We start from the raw sequence: 12,942 nt of genomic DNA, 5'->3' as shown, positions 1-12,942 counted from the left end.
TCAGATCAACCAGCCGTGTCCGAAGTGGACTTTGAGAAGTTTTAAAAACACCCACCACATGGCCAAGGCCAGCGGCAGGCTCAGCGCCCATGTGGTGCGCCAGGCAAAGCCCAACACACGGCTGCTGACCACCAGAAAGAGCAAAGTGCTGCTCAGATAACCCATCCAGGGCACGGCCAACATGTACAGGACCAACAGGCCCAACATGCCCCAGGCCAGACCCATGCGGGCCTGGCTGGAATCGAGCTCTTCAGAGTCTTTGAGTTCGATGGCGTGGCGGCGATGGAACACTTCCACCAGGCCAGCCAGGGCCATCAGCCCGAGTGCCAGCAGTGGAAAAAAGGCCGCCGACTCGTACCAAAGGGCCGCCTCGGGGTAGGGCACGATGAGTTGGCGACTGGCCATCACCAAGTTGCCCGCCATCAAGGCCAAGACCAGCAGCAGTTGCCGGTCCCACGACCAGCCGCGCGGATTGGGCTTGGCGCTCACTTCTTGGTCATGCCCAGTTCGGTCATCAGATCGCCAATCCACTTGGCGTCTTCGGTCACGCGTTTGCTCATCTGGTCAGCGGTCATGGGGAAGGCCGGGATGCCGGCTTTTTTGAACTGGTCCTGCACGGCCTTGTCTTTGAGCGACTCCATCATCACACTCGAGAGTTTGTTGATGATGTCCTTGGGCACGCCCACAGGTGCGGCCATGCCGCCCCAGGTGTACAAATCGCCGTAGCCTTCTTCGGCAGGTGTTGCGGCATTGGGAAACACGGGATTGCGCTGGGGGCCCCAGGCGGACAAGACCTTGATTTGACCTGCTTTGGCATAGGACATGGCACCCTCGGCTCCGGCGGTGGTCACATCGGCATCACCGGCCACCAGTTCTTTGGCGCTGGGGTTGGGAAAGGCCACAACCTTGTAGGCCCAGCCGTCTTTTTTGGCAATCTTGGCGGCGATCAGCGCAGGCACGGCGGCAGGCGCATAGCTGCCAATCACCACGGGCTTGCCGCTTTTCTTGGCCCAGGCGGCAAATTCCTTGAGGTTGGTGGCCGGAATGTCGCCACGCGCAGCCAGCACGAAATCGTTGATCAACATGCCGCCCACCGACTGGTAGTCGCTGATTTTGTAGGGCGTGTTGCCCGCCACGATCTGCGAGATGCCAGGGCCAGGCGTCCAGGTGCCGATGGTGTAGCCATCGGGTTTGGCGCGGGTCATTTCGGCAAAGCCCACCACGCCGCCGCCGCCGGGCTTGTTGATCACCTGCACCGGCACGCCCAGGCGCTTGCTCATACCTTCGGCCAGCAAGCGGGTCACCACGTCCATGTCGTTGCCCGGTGGGTAGGGGTAGATGATTTCGATGGGCTTGCTGGGCCACTTGTCTTGCGCCATGGCGGGCAGGGCAGCAGCAGCGGCCAGAGCTGCGAGGGTGATCAGTCGGATGCGAGGGGTCATGGTTGTCTCCAGGTCAGTCAGGGATGGGGGATTAAACTTTTTCGGCGGCTGTGAACGCAAGGTGCAAAACCCTGAGCGCTTCGTCCACGTTCTCACGGGTGAAGACCAAGGGTGGCGACAGTATCAGTCGGTTGCCTTGCACGCGGATGATGGCCCCTGCGTCTCGGGCCGTGCCCACCAGCGTTTGGATGTAGGCCGAAGGCGGCAGCAGCATGGCTTTGCTGGCTTTGTCAGTCACCAGTTCCACGGCGGCCATCATGCCTTTGCCGCGCACTTCACCCACATGGGCGTAGGCCATCAGCTCTTGCAACTTGCCCTGCATGTAGGCCCCCACGCGGCTGGCATTGCCCGGCAGGTCTTCGCTGGCCACGATGTCCAGGTTGGCGTTGGCCGCAGCGCAGGCCAGCGCATGGCCCGAATAGGTGTAGCCGTGCATCAGCGCAGCGGGCACGCCGGGCTGGTTCCAGGCGCTGGCCACGCGTTCGTTGATGAGCGTGGCCCCCAAAGGCACATAGCCCGAATTGATGCCCTTGGCCATGGCCATGATGTCGGGGGCCACGCCCCAGGCGCGGGCACCGCACATGGCGCCGATGCGGCCAAAGCCGGTCACGATCTCGTCGCTGATGAGCAAGATGCCGTGCTGGTCCAGCAGTTGGCGCAGGCCCGGCCAGTAGCTGTCGTGCGGCACGATCACGCCGCCTGCGCCTTGCACCGGCTCGGCCACCAATGCGGCGATGTGGTGCGCCCCGACTTGCTCGATCAGCTGGGCCAACTGGTCCAGGCACAGCTGCGCGAGTTGGGCTGGGTCGGTTTCGTTCCAGGGGTTGCGGTAGGTGTAGGGCGTTTCGGCCAGGTGGCAGCCGGGCAGCAGAGGTTCGTAGGCGCTGCGAAACATCGGGTTGCCGTTGATGGATGCGCCACCAAAATGCACGCCGTGGTAGCCCCATTTGAGCGAGATGAACTGGTGGCGATCGGGCTGACCATTGAGCTTCCAGTATTGGCGCGCCAGCTTGAGCGCGGTCTCTACTGCGTCCGAGCCGCCCGAAGAAAAGAACACCTTGTTCATCTTCTCAGGCGCAAACATGCGCATCAGCCGTGCCGACAGCTCGATGGCGGGCGGGTTGGAGGTGTTTTGAAAGGTGGAGTAGTAAGCCAGCTTGTCCAGCTGCGCCTTGATGGCGTTGATGACCTCGGGCCGGTTGTGACCGACGTTCACGTTCCACAAGGAGGCGACCGTGTCCAGGTAGCGCTTGCCGTCAATGTCATAAACGTGAACGCCTTCGCCCCGGTCAATGATCAGGGGCGGCGCAGCTTGCACAGCCTTGGGGTCGATCATGGGGTGGTACATGTGCTGCGCGTTGGCGCTGCGAATGTCGATGGATGTATTGGCTGAGATGTCGAGGGTTGTTGTGCTCATGCCCCAAGCATAGGCAGCAAGCATGTGATGGAAAAAATCCATTATCCTCAGGTCTTTCCCGTAGACAGGCCACTTTCACCATGGGTTTTCCCAAAGCATCGCTGGCCGCGCAAAGCCAACAGCCCCAGTTTGACAAGCCGCAATCGATTTTCGATCTGCTCAATTTCCGCTTGTCAGAGCTTTTGGGCATCAGCGGTTCGCTGGTCACCCGCATTTGCGAAAACGAATACGGCATCACCCGCGAAGAGTGGCAGTTTGTGGCCATGCTGGCCGAGCTGAAGGCCATGTCGCCTTCGGACTTGGCCGCGCGCACCACGGTGGACCGCTCACAAGCCTCCAAGACTTTGCGTGGGCTGATGAGTAAAGGGCTGGTGGAGCGTCAGCGTGTGCCCGGCGATGGCCGCCGGGCCTTGGTGTTGTTGTCTCAGGCCGGATCGAACTTGTTTGCGCAGTTGTTTCCGCGTGTCGTGCAGGTGCACCATGAGGTGTTGCAGGATTTGGAGCCTGCCCAGCGGCACGCCTTGGCGCACAGTTTGAGCGCCATACAGGCACGGGCCTTGGCCGTGGCGCAAGAGCACAAGCCCGAAGGCGCTGCGGGACGCAGGCAAGGCGGCAGTCGTGCCATCTGGAAAGCCTCGTCCTTGGGTGCTTAAGTCACCAGGTCTTCCCGGATCAGGTCAGCGGCTTTTTCGGCCATCATGATGATGGGCGCGTTGGTGTTGCCCGACACGATGAAAGGCATGACCGAACCATCCACCACCCTGAGGCCTTGTGCACCATGCACACGCAGCCTGGCATCGACCACCGCCAAGCCGTTTGATGCTGGGCCCATGGCGCATGTGCCGACCGGGTGAAAGATGCTGCCCGCCCGGCGGCGCACCCAGTCGAGGATGTCGGCATCGCTTTGAATGTGTGTGCTGGGTTCGTGCTCTTGCGCCACGAAGTTCGACAGCGGTGCTTGGCGGGCAATGTCACGCATTTTTCGCACCATTTTGACGGCCAGTTGTTGGTCGTTGTCGCAGCTCAGGTAGTTCGCCTGAATTTGGGGGGGCGTCAAGGGATCGGCGCTTTGAATGTGCACGCGGCCACGGCTTTCAGGGCGCAGCATGCAGGCCGACAGCGTGATGCCCGGAAAAGGGTGTGGAGGCTGATGGGGTCTGTCAAAACTGACCAGCCCAAAGTGGATCTGCACATTGGGCCAATCAGGCTGCGCCTCATTGTCGAGTGACAAAAAAGCGCCTGCTCGGTAGACCCCGGTGGCCAAAGGTCCTGTTCGGGTGAGTTGGTAGCGCAAAAAATCTCGCGCACCGCGCCAACGGCTGTTGGCCACATCGTTGAGCGTTTCTATGCCCTGGCAGCGAAAGGAGGGGCGCACTTGCAAATGGTCTTGCAGGTTTTCTCCCACGCCAGGCAAATCGATCAGCGGGTCAATGTGGTGCTGTTTCAGGAGATCGGCAGGCCCAATGCCTGACAGCTGCAACAGTTGAGGCGACTGGATGGCACCGGCACACAGCACCACTTCATGCCGTGCGTGCAGGCTGTGGTGTTGCCCATTTTGGACCCAGCTCACGCCATGTGCCCTTTGCTTGTTCATCAGCACGCGGGTGACCTGTGCACCGCTGATGACCTTGAGGTTGGGGCGCGTGAGTGCGCGTTGCAGGTAGGCCCGCTCAGTGCTCATGCGCTGGCCATGGCGGGTGTTCATGCGAAAGTAAGCCGCGCCAGCGTTGTTTCCGCCATTGAAGTCATTGGTGGGTGCAATGCCACATTGCCCGGCAGCGGCAATGAAGGCATCTGACAAAGGGTCATGTGGCAAGTCAGACACCCACAAAGGCCCATCAAGCCCGTCGTTGGCTTGCGTGCTTTGGCTGCCCATGGCCTTTTGGAAGTAGGGCAGCACATCGTCCCATGACCAGCCCGGGTTGCCCAGTGCTTGCCAGCGTTCGTAATCCTGGCGGTGGCCCCGCAAATACAGCATTCCGTTGATCAGGCTGGAGCCGCCCAGGCCCTTGCCGCGAGGCCATGGCAGACGCCGGTCGGCCATGGCGGCTTCGGGCTGGGTTTCAAATTGCCAATCGTGCGCCGGGTTGCCCACCGTTTTGAAGTAACCGATCGGAATGTTCAGCCAAGGGTCGCGTGGCGGGTTGCCCGCTTCGATCAGGGTGACGTGCAGCCGGGGGTCTTCACTCAAGCGGGCGGCCAGCGTACAGCCTGCCGAGCCGGCACCGACAACGATGACATCGGTTTCAGTGGGGTGTGCTGACATTCAATCGGCCCGAATCTGTGCTGCGCGGCCAATTTTTTGCCATTTGTCGGTTTCGCTGGCAATCACCGAGCCAAACTGCGCACTGCCCATGGGCTCAGGCTCCAGGGCCAGGTTGGCCAGACGCTCTCGCACATCGGGCATGTTCAAGGCTTTGTTCAGTTCGCTGTTGAGCCGTTCAATGACCTCTTTGGGGGTGCCTGTTTTGACCATCATGCCGTCAAAAGAACGCAGGACAAAATCACCAAAACCTTGCTCACTCATGGTGGGCACGTCTTTCAGGGCGGGCAAGCGTTTGGCACCGGTCACGGCCATGGCTTTGAGTTTGCCGCCGTTGATTTGCGGCAAGGCGGCCGAGGCGGTCAAAAACATGAAGTGGGTGCGGTCGGCAATCAGGTCGCCAATGGCCAAGCCAAATTGGTTGTACGGCACATGCGTGGTCACCGTGTTGGTTTGTTGTTTGAACAGCTCGCCCGCCAGATGCGCCGGTGTGCCGTTGCCGCCTGAGGCGAAACTCAAACTGCCGGGTTTTGCCTTGGCCGTTTGGACAATGTCGGCAGGTCCCTTGAGGGTGCTGGTGACGGGGGCGACCAGCACGTTGTAGCTCCAGGCCATGTGCCCGACCGACTCCAATTGGTTGAAGGGGATGGTTTGCGCGGGAAAGAGCAAAGGGGCCACCAAGGATGCCGATGACAGCAGGTAAAGGGTGTAACCATCGGCCGGTTGGCGCAGGGCGTCTGCCATGCCGATCGTGCCTGCCGCCCCGGGTTTGTTGTCCACCACAATGGCTTGCCCCAGGCTGGCGCTCATCTTTTCTGCCACGATGCGCCCGGTCACATCTGCGGGTGTGCCCGGAGGCCATGGCACCACCATTCGAATGGCTTTGTTCGGGTAATTTTGTGCGCTTGCCACCCAGCTCAGCAACAGCAAACTGGCCATCACCGGCAGCGTTCGACGGCGCGAAAAAAATGACTTGGACATGGTGATGGGTCTCCTCAATGGGTGAATGTGTGGGGTCATTATTCAAAGCCGTGAAGGTCCTGACAAATGAAAAAGTTCGATTCATTCATATCCAAATTGATATGATGGACCATGACTTTGAATTTGCAACGTGACCTGACGCTCAAACAACTTCGGTTGGTCAGTTTGCTGGGACGAACGCTCAACCTGAGCCGCTGTGCCGAGTTGTTGCATACCTCGCAACCCGCCGCTTCGAGGGCGTTGGCCCATTTAGAGACACAGTTGCAGCGGGTCTTGTTCCAAAGGACCACCAAGCAGATCTTGCCCACAGTGGCGGGCCTGAGCTTGATTCAGCATGCCAATCGAATATTGGCCGAGATCGATGTGGCCCAAGAAGAGTTGTTGGGCCTGTCTGCGGGAATCAGTGCCGAGATGCGCTTGGGGGTGCTGGCCGCTTTTTCACCCGATGTGCTGGCGGGGGCCTTGGCCAGGTCGCGTCAATTGCTGCCTGAGGTCTTGCTCTCGACACAGATGCAGCCGCTGGAGGTGCTTTATGAGCAATTGCTGGATGGGCGCATTGACCTGATGCTGGCCCATGCTGAGTTCAGGGTCGACCTGAATTTGGTGGAGGTGACGCCCTTGTACGAGGAGCACAGCACCATTTTGGCGGGCCATTCGCATCGTTTGCTCAAGAAAAAGAAACCCAGCTGGTCGGACTTGGCTCAGGAAGCCTGGATCTTGCCCCCGGTCAATACCCCGTTGCGTCCCAAAATTGACCGCATGTTGTCGGTATACCGCAGTGGCCAGCGCTCGGGTCTGGGGCCGGATGTGCAAACGGACTCGTCATTGTTGGCACTCCGCTTGCTCTCTCAAACCCCGATGCTGTGGGCCATCGCGCACCAGCAAGCCAGGCAGTTTGAGTCCACCGCCCAAGTGCGGGCCATTGCGGCCCCTGTGGAGCTGCTGCGAGGCCCCATGTGTTGTTTCAGGCTGCGCCAAGAGCGCATGAAGACGCCCCAAAGCATCTTCATGGGCTGCCTCAAGGACAGTGCAAGCCAACTTCGGGTGCCGTACCCACAAAATGCTGACGGCCCCTGAGTCCTTGTCAGCCGGCCAAAGCGGCCTTGACCGCGGCAGACACCTGGCCCATGTCGGCCTTGCCTGCCAACTGGGCTTTGACCGCGCCCATGACTTTGCCCATGTCGCCGGGACCTTTGGCACCCAGTTCGGTCACGATGGCCTGCACCGCAGCGCTGACCTCTTCAGCCGACATGCGTGCGGGCAGGTAAGCCAGCAAAACGGCCATTTCGGCTTTTTCCTTGTCGGCCAAATCCTGGCGGGCGGCTTGTTCAAAGGCAGCAATGGAGTCTTTGCGCTGCTTGATCAGTTTGTCCACGATGGCCACCACGGCCACATCATCCAGTTCAATGCGCTCATCCACCTCTTTTTGTTTCATGGCGGACAGCAGCAAGCGGATGGTGCCCAGACGTTCACTGTCTTTGGCCCGCATCGCGGTTTTCATGTCTTCGGTGATCTGTTCTTTCAGGCTCATGAGAGGCTCCTGGGTGAGGTGTTGAAAAAAGGGGGTAGTCAGAAACAACAAAGCCCGCCTGAGCGTCCTCCAGCGGGCTTGTTTTGCAGACCTTTGCAGGTCATACAAAAAGGAAGATCAATACATCTTCTTGGGCAATTGCATGCTGCGAACGCGTTTGTAGTGACGCTTGACGGCAGCCGACTTCTTGCGCTTGCGCTCAGTGGTGGGCTTTTCGTAGAACTCGCGGGCACGCAGATCGGTCAGCAGGCCGAGTTTTTCGATGGTGCGCTTGAAGCGACGCAGGGCAACGTCAAACGGCTCGTTTTCTTTCACGCGGATGGTGGTCATTGAATCAAAGTTTCCAAAAATGTGCCGGCTGCAGAACCAAGGGAGATCGGGCCCTTGAATCCCAGTTACGGCGGTTCCCCGTCACGAACTAGTATTTGGCAGACGGGGGTTTGCCAGCAAAGCCTGAGATTATAGCCTTAAGTTTGGAGGGTTCTGTCCTTCGGCCATCCACGCCTTGCTTGGGTGAGAAATTGCAAAAATTTGTAACTTGTTCAATTTTTTGAAACAAATAATTTACATTATTATCTCTTTTAACTTCATTAGATATTTAAAATGACTAAATTCACAAAAATCGTCGGTTTGACCCTGGTGTTGGCCGCCGCCGCTTCTGTTCAGGCTCAACAAAAGGGCCAGGGTTCGGGTTTGTACGGCGAGTTGGCCATTTCTCCAATCAAGCTGGACCTGGATGACGGTGCTCAATCGAAAGCCGGTTACAACCTGAACGGCATGCGCGTGATTCTCGGTCAAAAAATCCATCCTAATTTGTCGGTTGAAGGCATGTTGGGCATGGGTTTGGGCGATGACACCAAGTCGGTGGTCATCAACAACATCACGGCCAAGTCAACGGTGAAAGTGAACAACTTCATGGGCGCTTATTTGCGTGCGCACACCCTCCTGACACCCGAGCTCGAAGTGTTTGGTCGTGCCGGATTTGCCCGCATGAAGTTGAGTGCCACCGTGGCGGCGGGCAATTTGAGCGAAAAAACCAGTTCCATTGACAATTCGTTCTCTTATGGTTTGGGCATGAATTACAACCTGAACAAGACCACTTATGTGGGCCTGGACGTTACACGTTACAACACCGAAGGCAAGAGCAAGGTCCAGGGCGTGTCCCTGACAGCTGGATACCGTTTCTGATCATGATGCAGGCCCTGCAGGGGCCTGTTTGTTCTGGGGGCCCGCATTGCAAGATGCGGGCCTTTTTCGTGGGTGTTGGTGACAGCTGCGCTGGTTAAAATAATTATTTTTACTTCTTGGTTTGAACGCCAAACCCATTCAAATGCAAGCTCAATATTGTCTGTTGGTGTCCATGCTGGCGGGGCATTTGTGGGCTCCTGGCTTGTTGCAAGCCCAAGAGGTGGGCCATCGGTCTGCCTCTGCATCTGTCTCTGCTCGGGCCCCAGCCCCTTCGGTCGTGGTGGTGTTGGCCGGTGGTGGGGCCAAAGGCTTTGCGCATCTGGCCTTGCTGCGCAAGTTGGAACAGGACCGAATTCCGATTGCCCGGATTGTGGGCACCAGCATGGGGGCCGTGATTGGTGGTTTGTATGCCAGCGGCTTGTCCACCGACGACATTGAACGCGTGGTCGGGGGCTTGGACCCGTCCAAAGTGGCGCTGGACCAACTCAACCGTTTGGAGTTGCCATCGCGCACCCGGGCTTACCAACAAAAGTACCCGGTGGAGTTGGAGTTTGGCATCAAAAACGGCGGTCCCAGTTTTGCCCGCGGGGTCAGCGATGGTCAGCGGTTTTTGGCTTTGCTGCAGGATTTGACTGCCCATGTTCCGCCGAACGTCGATTTCAACGATTTGAAGATTCCTTTTCGTGCGGTGGCCACCCGCTACCGAGATGGCGAGATGAAGGTGTTTGACCGGGGGGCCTTGCATTTGGCCATCCGGGCCAGCATGGCCGCACCTGCTGTTTTTGCACCGGTTGAGGTCGATGGTGAAACCTACGTCGATGGTGGGTTGGTGGCCAATTTGCCGATTGAGGTGGCTTTGCGCGAGGGTGCCGATGTGGTGGTCGCTTCGTATTTGGCTGGGGGCATCGACGAAGCGAAATCCGATGCGCCCAACCATGCCTTGGTGGTGGCCAACCGCATGCTGGACATTTTGATTCGCCAAAATGAGAAAAGAAATCTGGCTTTGCTGCGCCCCCAGGATGTGTTGGTTGCACCGGCCTTGGCTGACATTGGTTTTGCAGATTTCAACCGCGCCCGAGAGATTGTCCAGCGAGGCCAGATGGCCCTGGGCACTGTGCAGGCACGTTTGACCCAATTGAAAGCCGATGCAGGCGGGGTGGAAAGCCTGAGCAAGACAGAGCTGTCGTTTGACCAAAGGGAAAAACGCATTGTGGCCATTGAGGCGCAAGGCCATCAAGATGTCTCAGCCCAGTTCATTCAAGAGGCTTTGGCCGGGTTGTTGGGGCAGGAATTCAAGCCCAAAGAGGCTGAACGCCACATCGATGCGCTCTACACCAGCGGTTACTTTGAATTGGTCAGCTACAGCTTGGCGCAAGTTCAGGGCGATCAATATAAATTGGTGGTCCATGTACGCGAGAAGCCTTACAGCCCCCATTTCATGAAAAGCACGCTGGGTTTTTCGACGGAATCGGGCGGCGTGACCCAATTCACAGCGGGTTTTGGTTACCGCCGACCCTGGTTGACCCCTTCAGGTTTGGAGTTTTCACTCGATGCCCGAGTGGGCACGCAGTCTGAGTTGGCTGCTCGGCTTTACCAGCCGCTGGGCGCAGGGTGGAGTGCCGAAACCGGGCTTTCATGGGATCGCAACTACTTGCCGCTGTACAAGTCTGTCATCGACAAAGATGACCGAAGCAACATCAAACTGGCCTATTACAACCAGACCACCCGAAGCCTGGATGCCCGTGTGGTTTATGACTTTGAGCGCAAGGCCAACATCAAACTGGGGGTGACTTCGAGCAGCATTCAGCAAACCTTGGACACCGCTTCCGAGTTGGCCGACACGGGCTCGCGAACAGACACGCTGCGCTTCAACGGTCTGAGAGCACAGGTGCAGATTGACCAACTCGATTCGCTGAGCTTTCCCACTCGGGGCTTTTACCTGAATGCCATTTACGAACAGGGCATTTCAGGGGCGGATTATTTTGGTGGGCGTTTGAGCGCCAAGTGGGCCACTGCGCTGGGACCGCATATTTTTAACTTCGGCTTCAACTGGGCGCAGGACAAGGTGTCCTTGAATTGTGTCAAGTGCAAAAGCCCTTCCCAGTTGATCTTGGGAGGGTTTCAGTCCATGGGGGCGTATCGCATGGGGCAGTTGGTGGGGGACCAGTTGGCTCACTTGCATGCCACCTACATGTACCGATTGACCGATGGTGGTTTGTTGAACCAAAAAACCTTTGTGGGCACTGTGCTTGAAGCCGGGGATGTCTGGAACGCTGGCGATACCCTGCATGCCCGTTACAGCGGCACTTTGTTTGTGGCTGTGGACAGCAAGATCGGTGACATTTATTTGGGTGCGGCCAGAGGGTCCGGTCGGGCGTACAACCTGTTCCTTCAGTTGGGTCGGCGCTTCAGTTTCTGAGTGGAAAGGTCCGAATCATGGGTCTGAGCTTCATGCGCATCGATCAAGTCGTGATGAGCGGCGATGGTTTTTACCAATCCATGGCCTACCACGCCTATGGCCAACTGTCGCTCAGCAGTTTTGTGTTGCAGTGCGCACTGTGCCTGGCCTCCATTGCACTTGCTTATGGGGTGCGCCATTGGGCCCTTGTCCGTCTGCGTTGGCAGGGCCCTTGGCTGCGGCATGTTCGTTCGGGCATCCAAACCATGGGGGCGGCTGTGGTGACCGTCTTGTTTTTGTCCACCCTGTTTTGGGGAGGACGGGTACTGGGCTTGAGTGCTCACGACTTGATGGTGCTGTGGAAGGTTCTGGCCTTGACCCTCTGGGTTTTGGCCATTCGGGCGGGTGGTTGGTTTTTCAGGCATGTGCTGCATCCTCACGAGGTTCTGCGGATTTTTTTGCACCTGTTTGAATGGGCAGCCGTGGCCGTTGTGGTGCTGACGTTTTTGGGTCTGTTCCAACCCATCACGGCCTACATTCAGGCCATCGAGTTTTCCATCGGCGAGCAGGTGTTCAAAGGCGCCAACATCGTCACTGGGGTGCTCATGGGCGTGGTGGCGCTGACGGTGGCCGGGCAAATTGCCGACGTGGTGGACCGCTTGCTGCAGCGCTATGCGCGGCAAGAAACCATTCAGGGCAACGACGCCCTGATTTTGACGCGCCTGTTCAGCATGGGCATCTTTGTGTTGACTTTGGTGGGTGTACTGGTCAGCTCGGGCATTGACCTGACCACCCTGGCCGCTTTTGCCGGTGCCATGGGCATTGGCTTGGGTTTTGGTTTGCAGGAGTTCGTGGTCAACTATGTCAGTGGCCTGTACGTGCTGCTGGAGCGGGCGCTCAAGGTGGGCGATTACGTGACCATCGACAAGATCACTGGGCGTGTGGTGCAAATGAGCAGCCGCGCCCTGGTGGTGCGCGATGCGGTGGGCACCGAAAGCCTGATCCCCAACAGCAGCGTGATCAAGGGCGTGTTGCAAAACCACACCCTGAGCAACGACGATTTTCGGGTGTCTTTTTTGCTGAAAATCGCCGATGTGGCCGACTATCCCCGGGCGCGTGAATTGATTTTGCAATCGCTCAAAAACGCGCCCCGCGTACTGCCCGATCCGGCTGGGGATGTGCTCATCGCTTTAGTCGCCGCTGGTGAGGTGACGCTGGAGACCAGCTTCTGGATCAACGACCTGTACAACGGCCACAAGGGCCTGATTTCTGATTTGATGTTTGACATTTGCATGCGCTTTCGCAGCGAAGGTGTGCTGCTGGCCTCCGAAGGGGCTGAGCCGTTTGCGTCTGCCAAAGTCCTCACCCCAAAGGCCCTTGGCACTGAATGGCTGCTTCGATGAATGTGACCCAATGAAGTTGTCACAGATGTCATTCCCGTAAGACCAACACTCCCGCCGCGATAAAGCCCCGCACACCACCCCCCCCATCGCCCAGGCCGCGTTGCTCTCCCCCCTGTAGGAGCGGCGCCCCCGCCGCGATCAAGCCCCGCACACCACCACCCCCCATCGCACCGAGGGCGGTGCTCCCACAGGGGACAGGGAACGGCCCCCACCCCTCAAATCACCAAATTCATTAAACCCAATCCGATTCATCACGCGCCCAGCTGCGCCTGTTTCAAATTCTCAAATTCATCACAATCCCTGCCGGTTTKCCTTGAAT

General features: G+C 58.3%; 12 protein-coding genes. 5 read left to right on the top strand and 7 right to left on the bottom strand.

What is annotated here, in order from left to right:
* The 3 genes from AMM41_RS19345 to AMM41_RS19335 are packed head-to-tail and all read right to left on the bottom strand — an operon-like array spanning nucleotide 1 to nucleotide 2,859.
* On the bottom strand, nucleotides 1-489 hold the full coding sequence (locus AMM41_RS19345) for a tripartite tricarboxylate transporter TctB family protein (RefSeq protein WP_089963253.1): 489 nt from the start codon (nucleotides 487-489) through the stop codon (nucleotides 1-3).
* Entirely contained in the window at nucleotides 486-1,442 is a 957-nt protein-coding gene (locus tag AMM41_RS19340) for a Bug family tripartite tricarboxylate transporter substrate binding protein (protein WP_089963251.1), read from the bottom strand. Before AMM41_RS19340 ends, AMM41_RS19345 begins: the two co-directional genes overlap by 4 nt.
* A gap of 31 nt (nucleotides 1,443-1,473) precedes the next feature.
* A complete protein-coding gene (locus AMM41_RS19335) occupies nucleotides 1,474-2,859 on the bottom strand; it encodes an aminotransferase class III-fold pyridoxal phosphate-dependent enzyme (protein ID WP_089963295.1) in 1,386 nt (461 codons plus the stop codon).
* A gap of 80 nt (nucleotides 2,860-2,939) precedes the next feature.
* Between AMM41_RS19335 and AMM41_RS19330 the strand changes: the two genes are divergently transcribed.
* Nucleotides 2,940-3,512, top strand: a complete 573-nt coding sequence (locus AMM41_RS19330) for a MarR family winged helix-turn-helix transcriptional regulator (protein WP_194944882.1) — start codon at nucleotides 2,940-2,942, stop codon at nucleotides 3,510-3,512.
* On the opposite strand, the gene AMM41_RS19325 is transcribed toward AMM41_RS19330, so the two are convergent.
* Both AMM41_RS19325 and AMM41_RS19320 read right to left on the bottom strand, forming a co-directional pair.
* A complete protein-coding gene (locus tag AMM41_RS19325; protein WP_089963248.1) occupies nucleotides 3,509-5,125 on the bottom strand; it encodes a GMC family oxidoreductase in 1,617 nt (538 codons plus the stop codon). The two genes, AMM41_RS19330 and AMM41_RS19325, sit on opposite strands and share 4 nt — an antisense overlap.
* Nucleotides 5,126-6,103 carry a Bug family tripartite tricarboxylate transporter substrate binding protein gene (locus AMM41_RS19320; protein WP_194944881.1) on the bottom strand — a complete coding sequence of 326 codons (978 nt, stop codon included), beginning with the start codon at nucleotides 6,101-6,103 and terminating at the stop codon, nucleotides 5,126-5,128. It lies immediately after the preceding gene.
* A gap of 111 nt (nucleotides 6,104-6,214) precedes the next feature.
* Between AMM41_RS19320 and AMM41_RS19315 the strand changes: the two genes are divergently transcribed.
* A complete protein-coding gene (locus AMM41_RS19315) occupies nucleotides 6,215-7,180 on the top strand; it encodes a LysR family transcriptional regulator (RefSeq protein ID WP_089963243.1) in 966 nt (321 codons plus the stop codon).
* 7 nt (nucleotides 7,181-7,187) lie between these two features.
* Here the strand turns inward: AMM41_RS19315 and AMM41_RS19310 are convergent, their stop codons facing one another.
* Together AMM41_RS19310 and rpsU are read right to left on the bottom strand one after the other, a co-directional pair.
* Complete coding sequence (locus AMM41_RS19310) at nucleotides 7,188-7,634, bottom strand: GatB/YqeY domain-containing protein (RefSeq protein ID WP_089963241.1); 447 nt, start codon at nucleotides 7,632-7,634, stop codon at nucleotides 7,188-7,190.
* A gap of 117 nt (nucleotides 7,635-7,751) precedes the next feature.
* Nucleotides 7,752-7,964, bottom strand: coding sequence for a 30S ribosomal protein S21 (gene rpsU / locus AMM41_RS19305; RefSeq protein WP_019428257.1), 213 nt, complete (start codon nucleotides 7,962-7,964; stop codon nucleotides 7,752-7,754).
* A 273-nt stretch (nucleotides 7,965-8,237) separates the two neighbouring features.
* Between rpsU and AMM41_RS19300 the strand changes: the two genes are divergently transcribed.
* The 3 genes from AMM41_RS19300 to AMM41_RS19290 all read left to right on the top strand — a co-directional run bounded on the left by AMM41_RS19300 (nucleotide 8,238) and on the right by AMM41_RS19290 (nucleotide 12,623).
* Entirely contained in the window at nucleotides 8,238-8,822 is a 585-nt protein-coding gene (locus AMM41_RS19300; RefSeq protein WP_089963239.1) for a porin family protein, read from the top strand.
* A gap of 142 nt (nucleotides 8,823-8,964) precedes the next feature.
* Complete coding sequence (locus AMM41_RS19295; protein WP_194944880.1) at nucleotides 8,965-11,241, top strand: patatin-like phospholipase family protein; 2,277 nt, start codon at nucleotides 8,965-8,967, stop codon at nucleotides 11,239-11,241.
* Between the two features lie 17 nt (nucleotides 11,242-11,258).
* Nucleotides 11,259-12,623, top strand: a complete 1,365-nt coding sequence (locus tag AMM41_RS19290; RefSeq protein ID WP_089963235.1) for a mechanosensitive ion channel family protein — start codon at nucleotides 11,259-11,261, stop codon at nucleotides 12,621-12,623.
* The last annotated feature ends 319 nt before the right edge of the window (nucleotides 12,624-12,942 follow it).

It is taken from the genome of Limnohabitans sp. 2KL-3 (assembly GCF_001269405.1).
Taxonomy (GTDB): domain Bacteria; phylum Pseudomonadota; class Gammaproteobacteria; order Burkholderiales; family Burkholderiaceae_C; genus Limnohabitans_A.
This window is presented reverse-complemented; position numbering and strand designations above follow the sequence as displayed.

Coding starts and splice junctions, on each gene's coding strand:
- AMM41_RS19340 (WP_089963251.1), bottom strand. CDS start 1,442: ATGACCCCTCGCATCCGACTGATCACCCTCGCAGCTCTGGCCGCTGCT.
- AMM41_RS19335 (WP_089963295.1), bottom strand. CDS start 2,859: ATGAGCACAACAACCCTCGACATCTCAGCCAATACATCCATCGACATT.
- AMM41_RS19330 (WP_194944882.1), top strand. CDS start 2,940: ATGGGTTTTCCCAAAGCATCGCTGGCCGCGCAAAGCCAACAGCCCCAG.
- AMM41_RS19325 (WP_089963248.1), bottom strand. CDS start 5,125: ATGTCAGCACACCCCACTGAAACCGATGTCATCGTTGTCGGTGCCGGC.
- AMM41_RS19320 (WP_194944881.1), bottom strand. CDS start 6,103: ATGTCCAAGTCATTTTTTTCGCGCCGTCGAACGCTGCCGGTGATGGCC.
- AMM41_RS19315 (WP_089963243.1), top strand. CDS start 6,215: ATGACTTTGAATTTGCAACGTGACCTGACGCTCAAACAACTTCGGTTG.
- AMM41_RS19310 (WP_089963241.1), bottom strand. CDS start 7,634: ATGAGCCTGAAAGAACAGATCACCGAAGACATGAAAACCGCGATGCGG.
- rpsU (WP_019428257.1), bottom strand. CDS start 7,964: ATGACCACCATCCGCGTGAAAGAAAACGAGCCGTTTGACGTTGCCCTG.
- AMM41_RS19300 (WP_089963239.1), top strand. CDS start 8,238: ATGACTAAATTCACAAAAATCGTCGGTTTGACCCTGGTGTTGGCCGCC.
- AMM41_RS19295 (WP_194944880.1), top strand. CDS start 8,965: ATGCAAGCTCAATATTGTCTGTTGGTGTCCATGCTGGCGGGGCATTTG.
- AMM41_RS19290 (WP_089963235.1), top strand. CDS start 11,259: ATGGGTCTGAGCTTCATGCGCATCGATCAAGTCGTGATGAGCGGCGAT.